The organism is Latilactobacillus sakei subsp. sakei DSM 20017 = JCM 1157, from assembly GCF_002370355.1.
In the GTDB taxonomy this organism is placed as follows: domain Bacteria; phylum Bacillota; class Bacilli; order Lactobacillales; family Lactobacillaceae; genus Latilactobacillus; species Latilactobacillus sakei.
The window spans coordinates 671,365-695,161 of sequence record NZ_AP017929.1 but is presented as its reverse complement, the minus strand read 5'-3'; the positions used below and the strand labels follow the sequence as shown (position 1 = coordinate 695,161).

General features: G+C 43.9%; 13 protein-coding genes, 12 tRNA genes and 3 rRNA genes. 2 read left to right on the top strand and 26 right to left on the bottom strand.

Annotated features, from left to right (window positions below; translation table 11 throughout):
• Positions 1-67: 67 nt before the first annotated feature.
• Complete coding sequence (gene rpoB / locus LEUCM_RS03435) at positions 68-3,661, bottom strand: DNA-directed RNA polymerase subunit beta (RefSeq protein WP_025015999.1); 3,594 nt, start codon at positions 3,659-3,661, stop codon at positions 68-70.
• A 257-nt stretch (positions 3,662-3,918) separates the two neighbouring features.
• Positions 3,919-4,251: a carboxymuconolactone decarboxylase family protein gene (locus LEUCM_RS03430; protein WP_025016000.1), complete on the bottom strand. Its 333-nt coding sequence runs from the start codon at positions 4,249-4,251 to the stop codon at positions 3,919-3,921.
• A gap of 181 nt (positions 4,252-4,432) precedes the next feature.
• On the opposite strand from LEUCM_RS03430, the gene LEUCM_RS03425 reads away from it, so the two are divergent.
• Both LEUCM_RS03425 and LEUCM_RS03420 read left to right on the top strand, forming a co-directional pair.
• Positions 4,433-5,317 carry a phosphate ABC transporter substrate-binding protein PstS family protein gene (locus LEUCM_RS03425; protein WP_035147339.1) on the top strand — a complete coding sequence of 295 codons (885 nt, stop codon included), beginning with the start codon at positions 4,433-4,435 and terminating at the stop codon, positions 5,315-5,317.
• 137 nt (positions 5,318-5,454) lie between these two features.
• Complete coding sequence (locus LEUCM_RS03420) at positions 5,455-7,380, top strand: fructose-bisphosphatase class III (protein WP_035147336.1); 1,926 nt, start codon at positions 5,455-5,457, stop codon at positions 7,378-7,380.
• Positions 7,381-7,449: 69 nt separating this feature from the next.
• Here the strand turns inward: LEUCM_RS03420 and LEUCM_RS03415 are convergent, their stop codons facing one another.
• The 24 genes from LEUCM_RS03415 to scrK all read right to left on the bottom strand — a co-directional run bounded on the left by LEUCM_RS03415 (position 7,450) and on the right by scrK (position 23,796).
• Complete coding sequence (locus LEUCM_RS03415; RefSeq protein WP_056936454.1) at positions 7,450-9,918, bottom strand: ATP-dependent Clp protease ATP-binding subunit; 2,469 nt, start codon at positions 9,916-9,918, stop codon at positions 7,450-7,452.
• 17 nt (positions 9,919-9,935) lie between these two features.
• On the bottom strand, positions 9,936-10,406 hold the full coding sequence (locus tag LEUCM_RS03410) for a CtsR family transcriptional regulator (protein ID WP_016265729.1): 471 nt from the start codon (positions 10,404-10,406) through the stop codon (positions 9,936-9,938).
• A gap of 158 nt (positions 10,407-10,564) precedes the next feature.
• Positions 10,565-10,638: transfer RNA gene (locus tag LEUCM_RS03405), tRNA-Pro, on the bottom strand.
• A 33-nt stretch (positions 10,639-10,671) separates the two neighbouring features.
• Positions 10,672-10,743, bottom strand: a tRNA-Gly gene (locus tag LEUCM_RS03400).
• Positions 10,744-10,769: 26 nt separating this feature from the next.
• Positions 10,770-10,843 (bottom strand) — tRNA-Pro (locus LEUCM_RS03395).
• A gap of 5 nt (positions 10,844-10,848) precedes the next feature.
• Positions 10,849-10,922, bottom strand: a tRNA-Arg gene (locus LEUCM_RS03390).
• Between the two features lie 14 nt (positions 10,923-10,936).
• Positions 10,937-11,022: transfer RNA gene (locus tag LEUCM_RS03385), tRNA-Leu, on the bottom strand.
• 14 nt (positions 11,023-11,036) lie between these two features.
• Positions 11,037-11,108: transfer RNA gene (locus LEUCM_RS03380), tRNA-Gly, on the bottom strand.
• 7 nt (positions 11,109-11,115) lie between these two features.
• Positions 11,116-11,188: transfer RNA gene (locus LEUCM_RS03375), tRNA-Thr, on the bottom strand.
• A 35-nt stretch (positions 11,189-11,223) separates the two neighbouring features.
• Positions 11,224-11,307: transfer RNA gene (locus LEUCM_RS03370), tRNA-Leu, on the bottom strand.
• Positions 11,308-11,330: 23 nt separating this feature from the next.
• Positions 11,331-11,403 (bottom strand) — tRNA-Lys (locus tag LEUCM_RS03365).
• Between the two features lie 2 nt (positions 11,404-11,405).
• A tRNA-Val gene (locus LEUCM_RS03360) sits at positions 11,406-11,478 on the bottom strand.
• 10 nt (positions 11,479-11,488) lie between these two features.
• Positions 11,489-11,605, bottom strand: a 5S ribosomal RNA gene (gene rrf / locus LEUCM_RS03355).
• A gap of 90 nt (positions 11,606-11,695) precedes the next feature.
• A 23S ribosomal RNA gene (locus LEUCM_RS03350) occupies positions 11,696-14,614 on the bottom strand.
• A gap of 172 nt (positions 14,615-14,786) precedes the next feature.
• A tRNA-Ala gene (locus LEUCM_RS03345) sits at positions 14,787-14,859 on the bottom strand.
• A 26-nt stretch (positions 14,860-14,885) separates the two neighbouring features.
• A tRNA-Ile gene (locus tag LEUCM_RS03340) sits at positions 14,886-14,959 on the bottom strand.
• Between the two features lie 91 nt (positions 14,960-15,050).
• Positions 15,051-16,624: ribosomal RNA gene (locus LEUCM_RS03335) — 16S ribosomal RNA — on the bottom strand.
• The 16S, 23S and 5S rRNA genes sit together here with 12 tRNA genes alongside, the layout of an rRNA operon.
• Before the next feature lie 527 nt (positions 16,625-17,151).
• Positions 17,152-17,820, bottom strand: a complete 669-nt coding sequence (locus LEUCM_RS03330) for a Crp/Fnr family transcriptional regulator (RefSeq protein ID WP_025016191.1) — start codon at positions 17,818-17,820, stop codon at positions 17,152-17,154.
• 18 nt (positions 17,821-17,838) lie between these two features.
• Complete coding sequence (locus LEUCM_RS03325; protein ID WP_025016190.1) at positions 17,839-18,387, bottom strand: ferritin-like domain-containing protein; 549 nt, start codon at positions 18,385-18,387, stop codon at positions 17,839-17,841.
• Between the two features lie 11 nt (positions 18,388-18,398).
• Positions 18,399-18,620 (bottom strand): heavy-metal-associated domain-containing protein, encoded by a 222-nt coding sequence (locus LEUCM_RS03320; RefSeq protein ID WP_011375465.1) that lies wholly within the window; start codon positions 18,618-18,620, stop codon positions 18,399-18,401.
• A gap of 78 nt (positions 18,621-18,698) precedes the next feature.
• Entirely contained in the window at positions 18,699-20,561 is a 1,863-nt protein-coding gene (locus LEUCM_RS03315) for a heavy metal translocating P-type ATPase (protein WP_025016189.1), read from the bottom strand.
• Between the two features lie 160 nt (positions 20,562-20,721).
• Positions 20,722-22,386, bottom strand: a complete 1,665-nt coding sequence (locus LEUCM_RS03310; RefSeq protein WP_016265732.1) for a putative glycosyltransferase family protein — start codon at positions 22,384-22,386, stop codon at positions 20,722-20,724.
• A 246-nt stretch (positions 22,387-22,632) separates the two neighbouring features.
• A complete protein-coding gene (locus tag LEUCM_RS03305; RefSeq protein ID WP_226474502.1) occupies positions 22,633-22,908 on the bottom strand; it encodes a GH25 family lysozyme in 276 nt (91 codons plus the stop codon).
• Positions 22,909-23,796, bottom strand: coding sequence for a fructokinase ScrK (scrK, locus tag LEUCM_RS03300; RefSeq protein WP_016265734.1), 888 nt, complete (start codon positions 23,794-23,796; stop codon positions 22,909-22,911). It abuts the gene before it with no gap.
• Position 23,797 lies beyond the last annotated feature (1 nt).

Genomic DNA, 23,797 nt, shown 5'->3' with positions numbered 1-23,797 from the left:
GCGACCTCCTCATTATTTGTAAGATAGTCAAGTGTTTTACGCACTCTACTAATCCGATATCAAACGCTTATTCTGCTGATGGATCTTCTGCACTTGCTGCTTGTGCTTTTTCAGCTTCTTGTTGCGCTTTCTTTTCTTCTTGTTCTTTTGCGTATTTAGATAAGGCATCAACGTTAACAACATCGTCATCATCGTCATCCATATCGCGCAATTCAATTTCTTGATTATCGATATCTAAGACTTTCATGTCTAAACCAAGTGATTGTAATTCTTTAACCAATACTCGGAATGATTCCGGTACACCAGGTTTTGGAATTGGTTCACCCTTAACGATTGCTTCGTATGTCTTCACACGACCAACAACGTCATCAGACTTGTAAGTTAAGATTTCTTGTAAGGTATAAGCGGCACCGTAAGCTTCAAGGGCCCAAACTTCCATTTCACCGAAACGTTGGCCACCAAATTGTGCTTTACCACCCAATGGTTGTTGCGTAACAAGTGAGTATGGTCCGATTGAACGGGCATGAAGTTTATCGTCAACCATGTGGGCTAGTTTCATGTAGTACATGACACCAACTGACACACGTGTATCGAATGGTTCACCGGTACGACCATCATAAAGAATGCTCTTACCATCAGAAGGCATGTTTGCTTCACGAACAGCATCCCATAAATCTTTATCTTGCGCACCATCAAAGACAGGTGTTGCAACATGGATACCTAAGTTTCTAGCAGCCATCCCAAGATGTAATTCAAGCACTTGTCCGATATTCATACGAGAAGGCACACCCATGGGACTCAATAAGATATCAACTGGGGTACCATCTGGCATGTATGGCATATCTTCTTCAGGAACAACGATTGAAACAGTCCCTTTGTTACCATGACGTCCAGCCATCTTATCGCCGACTTGGATCTTACGTTTTTGTGTAATGTAAACACGAACCATCATGTTAACACCTGGTGATAATTCATCGCCAGCTTCACGCGTAAAGATCTTAACGTCTTGGATAATACCGCCGCCACCATGAGGTACTTTCAATGATGTATCGCGAACTTCGCGGGCTTTTTCACCGAAGATAGCATGCAATAGACGTTCTTCAGCTGATAATTCTGTCACACCCTTAGGCGTTACCTTACCAACTAAAATGTCGCCGTCTTTAACTTCTGCACCAACACGGACAATCCCAAATTCGTCAAGATCCTTCAATGAATCTTCACCAACATTAGGAATTTCACGTGTGATTTCTTCAGGTCCAAGTTTTGTATCACGTGCTTCTGATTCGTATTCTTCAATATGAATTGATGTATACAAATCTTCTTTAACTAAGCGTTCTGAAAGAACGATAGCATCTTCGTAGTTATACATATTCCAAGTCATGAAAGCGATCAATGGGTTTTGACCTAAGGCTAATTCGCCTTTTTCCATAGCTGGTCCATCAGCGATAATTTCATCAACATCAACGTGATCGCCTTTTGCAACGATTGGGCGTTGGTTGTAGTTTTTACCAGCATTTGAACGACGGAATTTCATTAATTCGTACGTATCTAATGAGCTGTCTTCACGACGAACACGAATAACTTTCGCATCGACATATTCAACAGTTCCGGCATGTTGTGCTAATAAAGCAATCCCTGAATCATGGGCTGCTTTGTATTCCATCCCAGTCCCAACAAGTGGTGCATGTGGGTTAACCAGAGGAACAGCTTGACGTTGCATGTTAGCACCCATCAAGGCACGGTTTGAATCATCGTTTTCCAAGAAAGGAATGCAGGCCGTAGCGACAGCAACTACTTGCTTAGGCGAAACGTCCATGTAATCTAACTTGTCGATTGATGTTTCGATATTGTCATCCTTGTAACGGGCCAAGACCGTGTTATCAACGAATGAACCATCATCGTTTAATGGTGAGTTGGCTTGCGCAATGACATAGTTATCTTCTTCGTCGGCTGTTAAATAGTCGATCTTATCAGTAACATCATGTGTATCCCAACTAACACGACGATATGGTGTTTCAATGAAGCCATAACGGTTAACAACAGCGTAGCTAGCTAAACTATTGATCAAACCGATATTAGGGCCTTCAGGTGTTTCGATTGGGCACATACGACCATAATGCGTATAGTGAACATCTCGAACTTCATAACCGGCACGGTCACGAGTCAAACCACCAGGTCCTAAGGCAGATAGACGACGTTTATGCGTCAATTCGCCAAGTGGGTTGGTTTGATCCATGAATTGTGACAATTGTGATGAACCGAAGAATTCCTTGATTGAAGCAACAACTGGACGGATATTAATCAATTGTTGTGGTGTTACGGTGCTTGTGTCTTGGATTGACATCCGTTCACGAACCACACGTTCCATCCGTGATAAACCGATCCGGAATTGGTTTTGTAATAATTCACCAACTGAACGGATACGACGGTTACCTAAATGATCAATATCATCCGTTGAACCTAAACCTTCTTGTAAGTTAAAGAAGTAGTTCATTGAAGCGATGATATCAGCAGGAATCACATGTTTCACTTTGGCATCGATATGACCATTACCAATTAAGTTAATTTCTTTATCAGGTGTCTTTTGTGAGTAAACTTTAATGACTTGGAGTGTCATTGGTTCAGGCAAGACGCCTTCGTCAGAAGGTTGGTAAGTAACAGCTTTGAAGTCTTCTTGATCTAAATAAGGTGCCAAGGCATCCATTACTTGACGATCAACAAGTGTATCTTTAGCAGCAATTACTTCGCCTGTGTCAGGATCAGCCAATGTTTCAGCCAATGTTTGACCCAATAAACGTGTCTTCAAGCTTAATTTCTTATTGATCTTGTAACGACCAACAGAAGCTAAATCGTAACGTTTAGCATCGAAGAAACGGGCAAAAAGTAATGAACGTGAACTATCAGCTGTCTTAGGTTCGCCTGGGCGAAGTCTTTCATAGACATCTTTCAAAGCTTCTTCCGTTCTTGAGTCGTCAGTATTCTTATGGATATCTTTTTCTAACGTCAACATTAATGAATCGTTGTCGCCCAAGATATCGATAATTTCTTGATCAGACCCGTAACCTAAAGCACGTACTAAAACAGACATTGGAATCTTACGTGTCCGATCAATACGAACGTATGCAATATCCTTAGCATCTGTTTCAAATTCTAACCAAGCACCCCGGTTAGGGATGACAGTTGTGCCGTAAGTTGTCCGGCTATTTTTATCAATAGCACTGTTGAAATAAACACCAGGTGAACGTACTAATTGAGAAACGATAACACGTTCTGCACCATTAATAATGAAAGTCCCTTGGTCTGTCATCAATGGGAAGTCCCCAAAGAAGACGTCTTGAGATTTAATTTCACCAGTTTCATGGTTTGTTAATTTCAAAGTAACGTGTAATGGTGCTGAATAGTTGGCATCATGTTGTCTTGCTTCTTCGACCGTATATTTAGGTTCAAGAAGTTGATAATCAACGAATTCTAATGATAAGTTACCAGCAAAATCGTCGATTGGCATGATGTCATCAAACATTTCACGAAGCCCTTCGTCTAAAAACCATTGATAGGAATTAGATTGGATTTCGATCAAGTTTGGTAGTTCCAACACTTCTTTAATCCGTGCATAGCTTCTACGTGTCCGATGTTTACCGTAATTGACTAAGTGTCCTGCCAAATTGTTCACCCCTCTATAAGTTTTCCGCAGTACTTAATGTTACAAAAATGTGACAAAGATTAAGAAAAGATTACATTGCCATATTTTCGACTTTTTAAGCAGAAAAAAACAAAAATAGTTGATTTGCTTGATTAAAATCAGCCTCACTATTTTTGTTTTCCATGAATACCGTGCTGGACAATAGATCAGCACAATAAATTTTTCTACGGATTTTCGCAGTTACTTGATAATATACCTTATTTCCTATAAAAAGTCAATCACTGACGCTCGTCGAAATAGGCCAATGCTTTGCCCCCATAAACCGTACCAGGACCACCCGACATCATGACGGCTGTGTTGATTGTTTCGATCACTTCATCCCGATTAACGCCTTCTTTAATGAGGCGATTCATGTGACTGAGGATGCAGCCTTCACACCGAGTCACAATCGCAATCCCCAATGCAATCAATTCTTTTTCCTTCACCGTTAAGGCACCATCTTTGACGTTAGCCTTGTGCAAGTCACCAAACGCCCCCATCACTTCGGGCGATGCTTCTTTGAGTGCCGCGTATTCCTTCTTACCGGTTTGTGCCTGTTCTGAATAAGTCATCTGAATACCTCCTTGTTTTAATAACTCTACTATAACAAAGAAACCGTTTTTAGCAGTCTGATATGCATTTTTACAATTTCATCACATTACTTTTACCATCTTTACAGTAATTACGGGTCAATCTTTACACTGGCTCGCTATACTTTTGTTTGTACCTTAATTCAGGCTGGGAGGCTTAATTATGAAGAGAATGAGCACAGTATTACTATCAATCGGCACTATCGCCCTCTTATTAGCGGGTTGTCAAGGCAAACAAGCAAGTCAAGGTGATTCTAAAGCGCAGTCGGCTAAAATCACAGCGGTTGGATCAACAGCACTGCAACCCCTTGTTGAACAAGCTGGTGCAACTTATCAAACAAAACACGCTGGCATCGACATCACCGTTCAAGGCGGTGGTTCCGGGACCGGCCTCGCACAAGTCAGCGATGGTAGTGTCACAATCGGTAACTCTGACATCTTCGCAGAAGAAAAAGCTGGCATCAACGCTAAGAAGCTTGTTGATCACAAGGTCGCGGTCGTCGCAATTGCCCCCGTCGTGAACGAAAAACTCGGGATCAAATCATTAACACAGGCACAATTAAAAGACATCTTCACTGGTAAAATTAAGAACTGGCACGCAGTTGGCGGCCCTGACCAATCAATTACCGTCGTTAACCGCGCACAAGGTAGTGGCACACGCCAAACTTTCGAAAATCTCGGTCTTAAAACTAATAAAGTCATGACGAGCCAAGAACAAGACTCATCTGGTACTGTTCAAAAAATCGTGCGTCAAACACCTGGGGCGATCAGTTACCTCGCCTTTCCTTATATTAAGGATGGTTTGAAAGCTGTCGCACTCGATAACGTTCAACCAACCACTAAAAACGTCCTCACCAACCAATGGCCTATCTGGTCTTACGAACATGCTTATACTAAAGGTGCACCTAACTACCAAACAGCTAAATTCATCAATTACCTTCAATCTAAAGACGTTCAAAAAACACTTGTTCCAAAACTCGGTTACATCCCAATGACCCAAATGAAAGTGGAACGGCATGCTGATGGCAGCATCCAAGACGTTAAATAATGCTTCTCCAAAGGCGGCTAAAATTAGCCGTCTTTTTATATTGGTATAGACAAAAATGTTAAGCTAAATAATAAACTTAACATTCAATCGTAAAATTGGTATAATCTAAACTATCAGTTTATGGAGGAGTCTTATTCATGATAAACAATAAAATGAAAACGCTATCCGATAAATACCCAACTAAAATGGCCGTCACTTCTGAAATCATCAATCTCAAGGCCATCTTAAATTTGCCTAAACCAACCGAGGCCTTTATGAGCGACCTGCACGGTGAATACGACGCCTTCCAGCATCTCATCCGGACCGGCGCTGGTAATTTGCGCCAAAAAATCAATGAACTCTTCTCCGGTGAGATGACACCCGAGACAATGCAAGCCTTCGCTTTTCTCGTCTACTACCCAACCGAACGATTAGCGCTCAAGCACAAGGCCCTTTCAGAGAATGAATTAAATCAGTGGTACCTGACGACTTTTAAACGCATGATTGACCTGCTTAAATTCGTTTCAACAAAATACACACGTTCTAAAGTCCGTAAAGCGATGGCCCCCGACTTCGTCTACATCACCGAAGAATTAATGTACGGCGATGTTGCCAATGTTGATAAAAAGCGTTACTTCCAAGAAATTACCGCGACCATTATTGAATTAGGCCAAGCCGACGCGTTAATCATCGCCACAAGTCACACGATTCAGCGCCTCGTTGTTGATCAATGGCACATCATTGGTGATATTTACGACCGGGGGCCTCATCCCGATTTGATTGTTGACCAATTAACCCAATTGCCAGCGGTCGATGTCCAATGGGGGAATCACGACATTCTATGGTTCGGTGCGGCCAGTGGTTCTGAACTTTGTTTGCTAAACTTACTGCGAATTTGTGCCCGTTACAATAACCTCGCAATCATTGAAGAAACTTATGGGATTGATTTAACCGACTTGGTCCGTTTTGCGGCCCAACACTATCAAGCTAATTCCGCCTTCATGCCGGTTGAAGATCCTAATCAAGGCCCACTAACGCGTGCGGAAAAACTAAAAATCAGCCAGGTCCAACAAGCGTTAGCTATCATGCAATTCAAACTCGAGTTAACGGTGATTAAACGCCATCCCGAATTCAACATGGATCACCGGCTCCTATTGTCGCAAGTCGACTTTAAGCGCCGCATCTTGCACCTCAACGGGCAGGAATATCCCCTAGAAAACACCTGTTTCCAACTGGTTAATCCTGAGAACCCCGAAGCTTTAACGGCGGAAGAAAGCCAAATCATCGCGGATTTACTGGCCGCCTTCACGCGTTGTCAGAAATTGCGTAAACACCTGACCTTTTTAATTGATCACGGTAGTATGTACCGCATTTACAATCAAAACTTACTCTTTCACGGCTGCTTGCCCGTCGATGCTGAGGGACACTTCCTGACATTGACCCTCGCTAATCAAAACTATGTCGGCAAACAACTGCTCGATTTCTTTGATCAACAAATTCGCTCGAGTTTCAACCACCCCTTACACCAAGCAAACCTCTCGACAGACTTATTATGGTATCTATGGACGGGGCCGTTGTCACCACTCTTTGGTAAGAACGCGATGACGACGTTTGAACGTTACTTCTGTCCAGATCCCGAGACCCACGTTGAAACTAAGAACGCCTATTACAGTCTGCGCCACGACGCTGATTTTATTCAGCAACTCCTCAGCGAATTCAATCTTTCTCCTGAAACCGGTCATATCCTAAACGGCCACACGCCGGTCAAAAAAGGCCACGACCCCATTATGGCTAACCGCCAGATGATTGTGATTGATGGTGGCTTTTCAAAAGCTTACCATCACACAACTGGTATCGGCGGCTTTACCTTACTCTATAATTCTTACGGGATGCAGCTGGTGACTCACCAACCCTTCACCACCAAGGCGGATGCGATTGCTAATATGAAAGACATCATCTCAACACGGCGGGTCATCGACCAAGTTAGCCAACGCCAACGAGTGAGTCAAACCAATATCGGTGCGGCCATCAAAACCGAAATCGAACAACTCCAAACATTGCTAACGATTCAACCGGATCATTAATAACACTAAAAAAACGCCCAGACAAAATCAATTTGTCTGGGCGCTTTTTAATGTTGCTGGTACTCACTTTTATTTAACAGTTGTTTTTTCTTTTTTACTATTAATGGTAATTTCACCTTTGGTAGCCCCAATTGTCACTGGTGTATCAGTCGTGATTTCACCAGCCAATAAGGCTTCACTCAAGCGATCTTCAACTTGCGTTTGTAATGCACGACGAATTGGGCGCGCACCGTATTCTGGATCAAAGCCGGCTTTAGCCACAACATCCATCGCTGCAGCAGTCATCTTGATCTTGACACCTTGTTCCGCTAAGCGGTTTAAGATGCCTTTGGACATAATCTTGACGATTTCACGCAATTCAGGTTGTGTTAATGAATGGAAGACCACCGTTTCATCGATTCGGTTTAAGAATTCTGGGCGGAATGACTTCTTCAATTCTTCCAAAATCCGGCCTTGCATTGCTTTGTAATCGGCAGTGACATCTTTGACCCCAAAACCAACTGACTTGTCATCACGTAAGGCTGTTGCCCCTAAGTTAGACGTCATGATCATGATTGTATTCCGGAAATCAACTTTCCGACCCTTAGAATCTGTCAAATAGCCATCATCTAAGACTTGTAACAAGATATTGAAGACGTCTGGATGAGCCTTTTCAACTTCATCAAAAAGAACAACGGAATAAGGTTTATTGCGGACTTTTTCAGTTAATTGGCCACCTTCGTCATAACCGACGTAACCAGGTGCTGCCCCGACTAACCGGCTCGTACTGTAACGTTCCATGTATTCTGACATATCAACCCGAATCAAGTTGTCTTCAGACCCAAACATGGCTTCTGCCAATGCTTTGGCCAATTCGGTCTTCCCAACCCCAGTAGGGCCTAAGAACATAAATGAACCGATTGGGCGCTTAGGATCCTTCAAACCACTGCGGGCCCGACGAATTGCACAGGCCACAGCTGAAATCGCTTCTTCTTGGCCAACAACCCGTTCATGCAAGACTTTTTCAAGTTGCAACAAGCGTTCGCTTTCTTTACGTTGCAATTGAGTGACTGGCACACCCGTCCATTGGGCAACGACTTGTGCGATATCTTCTGGTTGGACTTGAATATCTGTCCGGACACCATTTTCTTGTTCGGCTGCTTGGCGCTTAGCCATTTTAGCCTTAGCAATAATTTCTTTTTCGTGAATGGCAGCGGCTTTTTCAAAGTCTTGTGCACCAACTGCGACTTCTTTTTCTTTCGCCAACGATTGCAATTCAGTTTCTAAGCGATCGATTGGTGATTTTTGGTTAACAGCATCTAATCTGACCTTTGCAGCCGCCTCATCCATCAAATCAATTGCCTTATCAGGTAAGAAACGGTTTGTGATATAACGGTTCGCTAAAACAACGGCTTCGTGTAATGCTTCATCAGAGATTGTGATGCCGTGATGTTCTTCATAACGTGGTCGTAACCCGCGTAAGATTTGTTCCGCATCTTCTGGTGTTGGTTCATCAACCGTCACCGTCGCGAAGCGCCGTTCTAGAGCTGCATCTTTTTCGATGTATTTTTGGTATTCATCAAGTGTTGTTGCACCGATTAATTGCAATTCGCCACGGGCGAGGGCTGGTTTCAAAATATTTGAGGCGTCAATTGCGCCTTCTGCCCCACCAGCACCAATTAAGGTATGCAATTCATCGATAAAGAGGATTACTTGGCCATCTTCATGGATTTCTTCAATAATCTTCTTGAGACGATCTTCAAATTCCCCACGATACTTAGTGCCAGCGACTAATGAGCCCATATCAAGCATCATTAACCGTTTTTGTTGCATGTCGCTTGGCACATCACCGTTGATAATCCGTTGGGCAAAGCCTTCAGCAATCGCTGTTTTACCGACACCGGGTTCGCCAACTAAAACGGGATTATTTTTAGAACGACGTGCTAGGATTTGCACGAGTCGTTTAACTTCTGAATCACGACCAACGACTGGATCAATTTGATTTTCGCGGGCCATTTGGGTTAAATCGCGTGCCAATTGATTCAAAGTAGGCGTGCCTTCTTGATCAACCTTTTTAGCACTGGCTTTAGCGCGTTTCTTAGCAGTTGCAGCATCAATCCCCATCTTTTGGAGTAATAATTGACGTGTTTTGGCTAAACTGAGGCCTAAGTTTAATAGAATACGAGCCGCAATAATGTCATCATCGCGTAATAACGCTAGTAATAGGTGTGCCGTCCCGATTTTGACTGAGTTAGCTTGTTGTGATTCAACGCGCGCTAAATCTAGCACTTGTTTAGCTTTAGGTGAGTATGGCAAATAGCCGCCCACACCCATGGCAACGATTGAATCACCATAACCGGTTAAGCGTTCAATTTCTTCTAAGACATCAGTGGGTGTCACACCGAGTTCACGTAGTGCGTTCCCAGCAATCCCTTCGCTTTCGAGGACGAGCGCTAATAACAGATGTTCCGTCCCTAATGCATGATGATTAAACTTCTTAGCTTGTTCTTGCGCTAACATTAAAACGTTTTTGGCACTTGGTGTAAATAGATTATTCATGGATAATCCCCCACTCTTTACTTAATTTCGTAACGTAATCTTTCTAAGACAGCAATTAGCATTCGTGCGCGTAATTGCTCTTCTAACTGCTTATCATTGACGGCTAATGTCTGCGCATTGAGCATTGCTAATACCAAATTCCCCTCTTTTTGCGATAAAATCTGCTCATCATAGAGTTTTTGGATAATAGCTAATGTATCGGCTTGCGAGATTCGATCCTCAACACTACCAATCAACGCTTCTAAAAAGTCGCGATCATCTAAGAATTGAACCTTAACGATGCGAATGTAGCCGCCCCCGCCACGCTTACTATTGACGACATACCCCCGTTGTTCTGTAAAACGGGTATTAATCACATAGTTGATTTGTGACGGGACACAGTTAAATAGTTTAGCAATTTCGGAGCGTCGAATTTCAATCTGCTCGCTGTCAGCCAATATTTTTTTTAAATAGGCTTCAATAATATCCGAGATATTCTGACTTTGCAAATAGATCAATCCCTTTTTTTCATTCTTCAGCGCTTATAATTCAGTCTAAAAATTTAACTTTGACTAACGTTGACTATTATTATAACGATTATTCGTTCAAAAGGAAAGTTTGAAGAACTGCACAAAAAAAGACTTGTTCGACAACAAGTCTTTGAGAGTCGGGAAAACAAGATTTGAACTTGCGGCCCCTACGCCCCGAACGTAGTGCTCTACCAAACTGAGCTACTTCCCGGAGAGTTATTTAATTATTTACGGGTACAAAAAAAGCGGAAGACGGGATTCGAACCCGCGACCCCCACCATGGCAAGGTGATGTTCTACCACTGAACTACTTCCGCATTTTTTATTAACTTTTTGTATCCAGTCGGGAAAACAGGATTCGAACCTGCGACCCCCTGGTCCCAAACCAGGTGCTCTACCAAGCTGAGCTATTTCCCGTTATATGCACCCAGTAGGAGTCGAACCTACAACCTTCTGATTCGTAGTCAGACACTCTATCCAGTTGCGCTATGGGTGCATTTTTCATTATGATGCCGAGGACCGGAATCGAACCGGTACGGTAGTCACCTACCGCGGGATTTTAAGTCCCGTGCGTCTGCCAGTTCCGCCACCCCGGCTTAATCATAATGAAAGCGGAAGACGGGATTCGAACCCGCGACCCCCACCATGGCAAGGTGATGTTCTACCACTGAACTACTTCCGCATCTTAATGCCGACTAGACGATTCGAACGCCCGACCCTCTGATTACAAATCAGATGCTCTACCAACTGAGCTAAGTCGGCATAATAAGATAACTTTCATTGAATATTCAATTGAATGCGGGTGAAGGGACTTGAACCCCCACGTCTATATAGACACTAGAACCTAAATCTAGCGCGTCTGCCAATTCCGCCACACCCGCATTTTGGCGTGTAACTTGGCCGATGAGTCGTGACAGGCTCGAACTGTCGACCCTCTGATTAAAAGTCAGATGCTCTACCAACTGAGCTAACGACTCAATGGAGGTTACAGGGCTCGAATCTGTGACCCTCTGCTTGTAAGGCAGACGCTCTCCCAACTGAGCTAAACCTCCATTAAATATAGCGTGGCAACGTCCTATCCTCGCAGGTAGTTTCCCACCAACTACTATCGGCGCTAAGAAGCTTAACTACTGTGTTCGACATGGGAACAGGTGTATCCTTCTTGCTATCGCCACCACACTATTTGTGCTTGCGCACTGAGAAGAACTTCGTTCTCTCAAAACTGCATAATAAGTAATATTTTCATTTCAAAAGCCTAACATTGCACCTTTGGTTAAGTCCTCGACCGATTAGTACTAGTCCGCTCCATACATCGCTGTACTTCCACTCCTAGCCTATCTACCTGATCATCTTTCAGGGGTCTTACTTCCATAAAGGAATGGGAAATCTCATCTCGAGGGGGGCTTCACACTTAGATGCTTTCAGCGTTTATCCCTGCCATACATAGCTACCCAGCGATGCGCCTGGCGGCACAACTGGTACACCAGAGGTATGTCCATCCCGGTCCTCTCGTACTAAGGACAGCTCCTCTCAAATTTCCTGCGCCCGCGACGGATAGGGACCGAACTGTCTCACGACGTTCTGAACCCAGCTCGCGTACCGCTTTAATGGGCGAACAGCCCAACCCTTGGGACCGACTACAGCCCCAGGATGCGATGAGCCGACATCGAGGTGCCAAACCTCCCCGTCGATGTGGACTCTTGGGGGAGATAAGCCTGTTATCCCCAGGGTAGCTTTTATCCGTTGAGCGATGGCCCTTCCATACGGAACCACCGGATCACTAAGTCCGACTTTCGTCCCTGCTCGATTTGTCAATCTCACAGTCAAGCTCTCTTATACCTTTACACTCTACGAATGATTTCCAACCATTCTGAGAGAACCTTTGAGCGCCTCCGTTACACTTTAGGAGGCGACCGCCCCAGTCAAACTGCCCACCTGACACTGTCTCCCGCCACGCTAAGTGGCGCGGGTTAGAGTGGTCATACAGTTAGGGTAGTATCCCACCAACGCCTCAATCGAAACTAGCGTTCCGATTTCTACGGCTCCTACCTATCCTGTACAAACTGTACAAACACTCAATATCAAGCTACAGTAAAGCTCCATGGGGTCTTTCCGTCCTGTCGCGGGTAACCCGCATCTTCACGGGTATTATAATTTCACCGAGTCTCTCGTTGAGACAGTGCCCAAATCATTACGCCTTTCGTGCGGGTCGGAACTTACCCGACAAGGAATTTCGCTACCTTAGGACCGTTATAGTTACGGCCGCCGTTTACTGGGGCTTCAATTCTGGGCTTCGCTTGCGCTAACTCATCCTCTTAACCTTCCAGCACCGGGCAGGCGTCAGCCCCTATACGTCATCTTACGATTTTGCAGAGACCTGTGTTTTTGATAAACAGTTGTTTGGGCCTATTCACTGCGGCTGACCTGACGGTCAGCACCCCTTCTCCCGAAGTTACGGGGTCATTTTGCCGAGTTCCTTAACGAGAGTTCACTCGCTCACCTTAGGATATTCTCCTCGACCACCTGTGTCGGTTTACGGTACGGGTAGTTTATTTCTCACTAGAAGCTTTTCTTGGCAGTGTAACATCAGGAACTTCGCTACTTAATTTCGCTCCCCATCACAACTTGTCCTTAAAGAATCAAGCATTTCACTCAACTCAAGACTTGTTGCTTGGACACACATTTCCAGTCGTGTGCATTCCTTAGCTTCCTGCGTCCCTCCATCATTCAAACAAAATAAACTAGTACAGGAATATCAACCTGTTATCCATCGACTACGCCTCTCGGCCTCGCCTTAGGTCCCGACTAACCCTGGGAGGACGAGCCTTCCCCAGGAAACCTTAGTCATACGGTGGATCAGATTCTCACTGATCTTTCGCTACTCATGCCGGCATTCTCACTTCTAAGCGCTCCACTAGTCCTTACGATCTAGCTTCGTCGCCCTTAGAACGCTCTCCTACCGCGGACACTTACGTGTCCACCCACAGTTTCGGTATTATGTTTAGCCCCGGTACATTTTCGGCGCAGCGGCACTCGACTAGTGAGCTATTACGCACTCTTTAAATGGTGGCTGCTTCTGAGCCAACATCCTAGTTGTCTGTGCACCGCCACATCCTTTTCCACTTAACATAAATTTTGGGACCTTAACTGGTGATCTGGGCTGTTTCCCTTTCGACTACGGATCTTATCACTCGCAGTCTGACTCCCGGAACTAAATCAATGGTATTCGGAGTTTATCTGAATTCAGTAACCCATGACGGGCCCCTAGTCCAAACAGTGCTCTACCTCCATGATCCAATATTCCGAGGCTAGCCCTAAAGCTATTTCGGAGAGAACCAGCTATCTCCAAGTTCGATTGGAATTTCACCGCTACCCACACCTCATCCCCGCCATTTTCAACTGACGTGGGTTCGGTCCTCCAGTGTGTTTTACCACACCTTCAACCTGGACATGGGTAGGTCACTTGGTTTCGGGTCTACATCTATATACTCACTCGCCCATTTCAGACTCGCTTTCGCTACGGCTCCAGCTTTTCACTTTAACCTCGCATATAAACGTAACTCGCCGGTTCATTCTACAAAAGGCACGCCATCACTCATTAACGAGCTTTGACTAATTGTAGGCACATGGTTTCAGGATCTATTTCACTCCCCTTCCGGGGTGCTTTTCACCTTTCCCTCACGGTACTGGTTCACTATCGGTCACTAGGGAGTATTTAGCCTTGGGAGATGGTCCTCCCGGATTCCGACGGAATTTCACGTGTTCCGCCGTACTCAGGATCCAGAACGGAGGTCAAGTTGTTTAATCTACGTGGTTATCACACTCTTTGACTCAACTTCCCAGCTGATTCGATTACAACTTAACTTGGTAACTCCAAAGTTCTGTCCTACAACCCCAAGAAGCAAGCTTCTTGGTTTGGGCTCTTCCCCGTTCGCTCGCCGCTACTTAGGGAATCGATTTTTCTTTCTCTTCCTGAAGGTACTTAGATGTTTCAGTTCCCCTCGTCTACCTTCATTAAGCTATGTATTCACTTAATGATAATACTCGATTAAAAGTATTGGGTTCCCCCATTCGGAAATCTCCGGATCAAAGCTTACTTACAGCTCCCCGAAGCATATCGGTGTTAGTACCGTCCTTCATCGGCTCCTAGTGCCAAGGCATCCACCATGCGCCCTTTATAACTTAACCTATCTTTACCTACGGTAAAGGGTTATTATTTGAGTTTAGCGATATGAACTAATTCATATTTCTATTATTAAAAAACTCTTTAAAACGCAATGTTTTTCTCGGCTTTTAAAACTAATATATTACTTATTATCCAGTTTTCAAAGAACAAAGTTACGATGACTATTGTCATCAATGGAGGATAACGGGATCGAACCGATGACCTCCTGCGTGCAAAGCAGGCGCTCTCCCAGCTGAGCTAATCCCCCATAATGAAACTATTAAATTGGTACAATGGGCCTAAATGGACTCGAACCATCGACCTCACGCTTATCAGGCGTGCGCTCTAACCAGCTGAGCTATAGGCCCAAAAACGTCCTTAATGATGAGAGTAGACCTCTCAAAACTAAACAAAGTTTTGATTTCGCAAATGTACAAGGTTTTCCGTATTATTCCTTAGAAAGGAGGTGATCCAGCCGCAGGTTCTCCTACGGCTACCTTGTTACGACTTCACCCTAATCATCTGTCCCACCTTAGACGGCTGGCTCCCCGAAGGGTTACCTCACCGGCTTTGGGTGTTACAAACTCTCATGGTGTGACGGGCGGTGTGTACAAGGCCCGGGAACGTATTCACCGCGGCATGCTGATCCGCGATTACTAGCGATTCCGGCTTCATGTAGGCGAGTTGCAGCCTACAATCCGAACTGAGAATGGTTTTAAGAGATTAGCTAAACCTCGCGGTCTCGCAACTCGTTGTACCATCCATTGTAGCACGTGTGTAGCCCAGGTCATAAGGGGCATGATGATTTGACGTCGTCCCCACCTTCCTCCGGTTTGTCACCGGCAGTCTCACTAGAGTGCCCAACTAAATGCTGGCAACTAGTAATAAGGGTTGCGCTCGTTGCGGGACTTAACCCAACATCTCACGACACGAGCTGACGACAACCATGCACCACCTGTCACTTTGTCCCCGAAGGGAAAGCTCTATCTCTAGAGTGGTCAAAGGATGTCAAGACCTGGTAAGGTTCTTCGCGTTGCTTCGAATTAAACCACATGCTCCACCGCTTGTGCGGGCCCCCGTCAATTCCTTTGAGTTTCAACCTTGCGGTCGTACTCCCCAGGCGGAGTGCTTAATGCGTTAGCTGCGGCACTGAAGGGCGGAAACCCTCCAACACCTAGCACTCATCGTTTACGGCATGGACTACCAGGGTATCTAATCCTGTTTGCTACCCATGCTTTCGAGCCTCAGCGTCAGTTACAGACCAGACAGCCGCCTTCGCCACTGGTGTTCTTCCATATATCTACGCATTTCACCGCTACACATGGAGTTCCACTGTCCTCTTCTGCACTCAAGTTTCCCAGTTTCCGATGCACTTCTTCGGTTGAGCCGAAGGCTTTCACATCAGACTTAAGAAACCGCCTGCGCTCGCTTTACGCCCAATAAATCCGGACAACGCTTGCCACCTACGTATTACCGCGGCTGCTGGCACGTAGTTAGCCGTGGCTTTCTGGTTGGATACCGTCACTACCTGATCAGTTACTATCAGATACATTCTTCTCCAACAACAGAGTTTTACGATCCGAAAACCTTCTTCACTCACGCGGCGTTGCTCCATCAGACTTTCGTCCATTGTGGAAGATTCCCTACTGCTGCCTCCCGTAGGAGTCTGGGCCGTGTCTCAGTCCCAGTGTGGCCGATTACCCTCTCAGGTCGGCTATGCATCACGGTCTTGGTGAGCCTTTACCTCACCAACTAACTAATGCACCGCGGGTCCATCCTAAAGTGATAGCCGAAACCATCTTTCAACCCTACACCATGCGGTGTTAGGTTTTATGCGGTATTAGCATCTGTTTCCAAATGTTATCCCCCACTTTAGGGCAGGTTACCCACGTGTTACTCACCCGTCCGCCACTCACTCAAATGTTTATCAATCAGGAGCAAGCTCCTTCAATCTAAACGAGAGTGCGTTCGACTTGCATGTATTAGGCACGCCGCCAGCGTTCGTCCTGAGCCAGGATCAAACTCTCGATTAAAAGTTTGTAGCTCTTGTTTTGTTACTTAATTTATTTGCTAGCGAAATTGACTTCGCAAATATGTTGTGCCCCGAAGGGCGACCCTACACATTTGGTTTATCAAAACTTTGTTCAGTTTTCAAAGGTCTACCTTATATGAATCGCCGTTACTTAAAATTTAAAATCTCATAAGCAACGCAATTAATCATATCATGCGATCAAGCTGATGTCAACTACTTTTTAAAAATAATTTTTATCAACTTTTCAATCACACGTTCATCTCTCGACAACATAGAATATCTTACCATCCTAGTGGGACAACGTCAATCACTATTTTCAATATTTTTTAAAAAACTTGAAAATAACCTTTGCCAAGCTTAAAAAAAACGTTTTAATCCACTAAAAAGCATCCCTAATTGCGCTACTGATTATCCCTTACAACACTTATAAATCGCGATTTCGCCACTATTTCAACGAATTGGTATAGGTGAAAAACGTGTTGGTCAACAAATCTCTCAAATTTGTTGACCAACACGCCATAATCACTACTAATAGAAGTCTTCCAAGCGTTCATAATCTAATATTTCAACCTGTCGACCTTGTCTTTTTATCAATTGCCGCTGTTCTAATTGCTTCAATTGCCGCGATAAAGTTTCCGGCGTTGTTCCAATATAAGTGGCTAATTCTTTTAACTTCATCGGGATTTTAACCGTCAACGCCTCACTGACCTTCACCAAAGCCAATAGATAAGTCACAATTCGCGATTCAACCGATTCGATATTCATCAGATTAGCTTGTTGTTCCAACTTAATCATCTTATTAGCCGTTACTTCTAAAAGTTTCAAACTAATTTCCGGATAAGTTAATAGTAGTTCTTGAAAAGGTGCGCGCGGCAATGTGCAGATTACACTGTCTTGGAGTGCCTCACCATATACTTGTTCCTCCTGATTCGTAAAGAGCAACTTCTCACCTTCAAAGTCCCCCGGTTCCATAATCCGCAATAGTTGTTCTTTACCCGCTGCGGATAATTGATAAACCTTAATACTCCCACTAGCCAGAATCACTAGGCGTTTTTGCGCAGTCGGACTAATGACTTGCTGACCCTTAGTAATCTTTTCGTGGTGCGTTAATGCCGAAATCTTCAGGAGACTGTTGTGATTAAGGTGACTAAATATCGGTACTAGTTCTGCACAAATATGTTGTTCAATAGTTGCCACACGCCCACTTCCTTCTATTTAGTCATCATCTTCTTCATCTAAGCCTTCACGTGCATCCTTACCGAGTTGGCTCTGCAATACACGAATTTGATGTTGGTTATAACCTAGCATATCAACCATATCAGCTGCCAAAGCAAATCGTTCTTCTTTTTGGGCGAGCTTGATCGCCCGTGATACGAATAGGTTGGCGGTGTTAAAATCGTTGACCAATTCCGCCAGCATAGCTGGCACATCCCAATACTTGATGCGGGCATTTTCAGTAAGCATCCCGTATTCAGTGTATTCCGCTTGGGTCGTCGGGATTACTTCGCCCTCATCCAACAATCGTTCAGCCGTCTTATCTAATAGCATATCATTTTCTGTTAATAAAGTTGCCACTTGTGCCTTGAAGGTGCCATTATCAATCCCTTTGGTAGACCACTTCATCTGACGGAGTTTGCGCCGTTGGATTGTGAGATTAGCCATAATGTGGCCGATCATTGCACCAGCTGTTGGTGTATGGTGATCCACATCCGCTTGTTTCAGTTCTGCTTGGTAACGTTCTTCAATTGCCGCTGTTGTTAACATCTCAATGCCCCCTATTTAACCTTCACACTTTTAACGTTGTAGCCCAGATCCGTAACCACTTGGGTCAATTGTTCTGGGTTAGTCGTTGTTTCATCATATTCAGTTTTAACTTTGCTTGCATTAAATAGCACTTTGACCGATTCGACGCCTGCTTGTTGACTGACACCCGCTTGAATCTTTTGCATACATGATGGACATGAGAGTTCATCTAATTGCATTACTAACTTCGCCATAACAAAAACCACCTTTTCTTCATTTGGTACCTTCACTATACTGCTAGTCGCATGATTAAAAATTGATCGCCATCAAGTTTAGCGAACTTTAAACCGAATTAAGCGCATCGCGTTTAAAATGACGACTAAAATGCTGATTTCGTGAACCAACATCCCACTGGCCATTTGAACGTAACCTAAAATCAATCCTAATAGAAGTAACGCGACCGTTCCAACCGCAATTACGATGTTTTGGACCGTATTACGGGCTGTCGCCTTAGTGAGGTAATCGGCGTAGACGACTTCAGAAAGTGTCGATTGCATCAATACAATATCCGACGTTTCAATTGCGACATCTGTGCCGGAACCCATCGCGATCCCAATGTCCGCAAGCGCTAATGAGGGACTATCATTGATGCCATCCCCGATAAAGGCAACTTTTTGGCCTTTTGCTTGATACGTCTTCAAATAATCAACCTTCTCCGCTGGTAACAAGTTCGCGTGAAATTCTGTGATCCCCACTTCGCGGGCAATGGCTGCCGCTGTTTGTTCATTATCCCCGGTCAGCATCACAAGATTTTTAACACCGGCCTTTCTCAAACGGGCCAAAGCTGCTTTGGCTTCTGGTTTCACCGTATCCGCAATCCCGATAATCAGTGCCAACGTTTGATTAATCGCCACCAACACCGTTGATTGCCCAGCCCGTTGACTGGCTTCAATCGCCGCGCGTTGTTGCTCATCAATGATAATACCGGCGTCAGTCAATAACTGCGCGCGGCCAATTCGAACCAATTGTTCCCCAACTTGGGCTTTAACGCCCAGTCCTTTGAGCGTTTCAATGTGAGTGACAATCGGTAAAGCCGTTAAGCCTTGTTGTTGAGCATAACTAACCACCGCCAGCGCTAATGGATGATCCGATTGCTTTTCGACGGCTGCGGCTAATTTCAAAACAGTCGCTTCATCAGTCGCATAGTTCACAACTTGCGCTACTGCCGTTTCGCCTTTAGTGAGCGTCCCCGTCTTATCGAAAACCATTGTATCGATCCCGGCCATCGTGTTAACTACCTCGCCGCCTTTAATCAAGACGCCGTTTTTCGCACCGTTACCAATCCCGGCAACGATTGAAACTGGCGCACCAATCACTAAGGCGCCTGGGCAACCCAACACTAAAATCGTAATCGCTAATTTAAAATCGCGTGTGATCAAGCCGACCACTAACGCTAATACCAACACTGCGGGTGTGTAGTAAGTCGCAAAACGGTCGATAAACTTCTCCGCCGGTGATTTACTATCCTGCGCTTCTTCCACCAATTCAACAATTTGGGCAAAAGTCGTGTCATCCCCAACTTGATTAGCGACTACGGTCAGTGTGCCATTGTCGACAATCGCGCCGGAATAGACGCTGGCGCCAACTTCTTTTTTAACCAGCTGCGCTTCACCCGTGATACTGGCTTCATTAACAAAGGCACTTCCCGTGATAACCGTCCCATCGACCGGCACCTGACCACCCGCTTTGACTAAAACGTGATCGCCAATTGCCACATCGTCAACATCGACTGCCGCCACAGTGCCGTCATCTGCAACCACTTGTGCGGTTTGAGGTGCCATCTCCGATAATGACCGGATTGATTCTCGAGTCTTTTTAAGTGTTCGTTGTTCAAGATAACTCCCGAATAAGAACAAAAAGGTTACAATCGCCGATTCGTTGAATTCACCAATAACAAAGGCCCCGATCACCGCAATGGTCACCAATAAATCGATGCTCACCACTTTGACCTTCAAGGCTTGGTAAGCCTGCATCAAAATTGGCGCCACCCCAAGCACTGAAGCAACCAACAGTAACCCTTGCATCACAACAACCGGCCCACCTAACCAGTACCAACCATAAGCCACCGCAATTAAGACCCCCACGGCCAACGCTATTTGATTCTTAACCGCCTGCAACCATCTTTGAAATCGCATTTGAATCCCTTCTTTCTATCTGTTGTCTCCATTATAGAAGGCCCCGAATTGAAAGAACTTGATAGCCATCAAGTTAGTAAAAATTAAAAAAATGGATTTTATTAGTAAAATAATCGTATAAAAACATTGTTTTTACTAAAAATAAAAAAGCTTTACTAACTTAGTAAAGCTTTTTGTTAGATTGCGCCTTGTAAATAATCATTATCAAAGAAATCAGACTAACTACACTAATCACGTGCCCCACCTTTTGAAGCGGCGTTTGCTGGTAAAAGACCGTCACCTGCCCACTGCCCTTTAAGGTAATTTGCGTTAAGCCATTTTGAGGATTCATTTGCATCGGTATCAATCGTTTCTCATGGTTAATGGTAGCAACGTAGCCCTTGTAATAAATAAACGGGACCTCGACAACCGCTTTTTGGTGCTTAAGCGTCGTAAATTCGAATTGATACTGCCCCCATGTATGCCGGACATTGGCTATTTTGACTTTAGCAGGTTGATACTGAATCACTTGCTTTTTATGCTTCAAAATCTTTTGATAATCCGTCTGTTCGGGTAGATACTCATGCCCTGCACCAATATAGTACGGATTAGGTTGATTGTATTGCGCATTGGTTCTAAAACGCCAACTTTGATTTTGAATACTGTTTGTCGCATAAATGACATTTCCGACGCCTAACATCAGAATAATAGCGTAGAAATAGTACTTATTATTCAATAATTGCAAATCATCCTTGGCAATCAAGTAACTGACGATTGCTGTGATGATTGCAAAAAAACGCCATGGAAATTGGATTGTATTAATAATCGTATGGTCGAATAATTGCCAAGGCATCAATGGCGTGACCATTATAAACAGGCCGAGTGCGATCACAATTAAATCACCGTCATTTTTGGACCGCCAGAATAGGTAACACGCTACTCCCAATCCTAACAAAATCGTGATTCCAACATTGACTGTATTCGCGTGGAAAACGGCGTTGGTTAACGAATTACGGACCACTTCTTTAAAAGCTAGCGTGCGGTCTGATAAAAAGGCTAGCGGTTGAGCAGAAACTTGAAACGTTGTCGTTGCCATTTGTTCGCCCACGGCTAAGAAGTAATGCGCTAATAGGCCAAGTGACAACCCACCGGATGCTATTAAATACTTAAAACTACCATTTTTGTAGAGCGTCTTAAGGTTCAACAACGTGTAGATCACGATGAAAATACCCATCATTTCTACAGAAATCATATGGCTGTAACCAATCGCAACCATCCCCACAGCTAGCAGGTACCAATGCTGGTGCTTACCAGACTTCAACCTGGTCATCATTACAATGACTAACGGAAAAAAGGTCAGCGCGATGACTTCCCCGATTGCCTGACGGTTAACTAGGTCAGCAAAACGATAGATACTAAGACCATACAGTAAAGCAAAGATTAAGGCCTTCTTCCTACTAAACCCTGCTAATTTACCAGAACCGTAAGTCACCAGAAAAGTACTTAAATTGATAAAAATTGCGAAGATCACGAAACTTTCTTTAATCGACAAGCCCAGCACTCTTAAAATAGCTGGTAGATAAAGAAATGTATCTGGATAAAAAAGACTCGCAGCATAACCCATCCCACCAATGAAAAAGTAACTTATTTTAGGGAAAAAATCGCCATGCTTAATTGAGAGCGCTAAGTTCTCCACTCTATTCATGTGAAAATGATAATCGGCCCCAGATAAAATCTTATTAGGTTGTAAATAAACAATGGCGACCATTGCGATACTAACGATTAGAAAAAATAAGAACGTTACAGTTACAACGTGTTGACGATAAAAATTTTTTAAACCAATCATTATCTGCACCTCGTAAAGTCTTCAACGTATCAACTACCCTCTAGATCCAATAGTGGATACTTGTTATAGATTAACTTTAACGAACTGCACTTAGTGATGTACAGAAATTTGTTTAGTTATTAATAAGATAAAAATTAACATCAAAAAATATAGAATAGCTATAACTCGAATAAATACATAAAAAATAGACTGATTAATTATCAGCCTATTATAAATTTCGCTATTTATAAGTGGTTAGAACCATCATTAACTAAAAGCATTTAAGTAATCCGTACTGATATCAAAATGACGCGCATTACCTAATTCCGGGAAGTATAAATCACTGGCCCATTGCCACGACGCATTTTCTGTGTGTAATAGCTGTCCATTAGTGGGATTCATTGGCCATTCAGCTACCCAGCAAGTCTTTGGGCCCAATTTAGTCATATCTAACACTGAAGAAAACCATGATTTAGAAGAATGGCGAGTATTCCGGTCAAAATAAAAAAGCCAAGTTGAAGTGAACTTAGCTTTTCTTAACACTTATTTCTGATTGTATTGTTTTAACGCTAATGCAAAATCTCCAAGTGTTGCCGATCCATTGTTCTCAACTAACGGCATCGTTATATAATCTTCTAACTTAGGGACTTCAACATAATTGTTTAATTGTTCTTTAAATTGCAATCTAACTTTATCTAAGAAGATTTTATTAACTACCCCGCCTCCTAAAATAATTTTATTAGGGCGAATAATCAAGGTTTGTTGCACCACAGCTTGTGCTAAATAATAGGCCATAATATCCCAAACTGGGTCTGACTGATCGACATCCTGTCCTTTTTTGCCTACTCGCTTCTCAAAAGTGGGTCCAGCAATCAATCCCTCTAGGCAATCACCGTGAAATGGACAGATTCCTTCAAATTTTAAATCATCCGGATGTCGTTTTACGAGAACGTGTCCCATTTCAGGATGGCCCAAGGTTCCAATTAACTGACCATCAATAATAGCACCGGCACCAACACCCGTTCCAACTGTGTAGTAAACTAACGAATCAACAGGTTGTTGCGCTATCCGAGCAGCTACATATTCACCGTACGCTGAGCCATTAACATCAGTTGTAAAAATAATTGGCCGTGCAAGTTCTTTCTTTAGATAACCTACAAAATCAACATCATGCCACCCAATCTTGGGAGTATTTGTAATATATCCATATTTAGCGTGATTTTTCCGCAATTCGATTGGCCCAAATGAAGCGACTGTTATTACTGTCACATTTGGGAATTTTTTAAAAAAGGTGACTACTCGCGCTAAAGTTTCTTGTGGCGTTGTCGTCGCAAATGTTACTTTATCCTTAACTTGATAGTGCTCATCTCCCACGGCACAAACAAATTTAGTTCCGCCGGCTTCCACACTGCCCACTAATAATTCACTCATG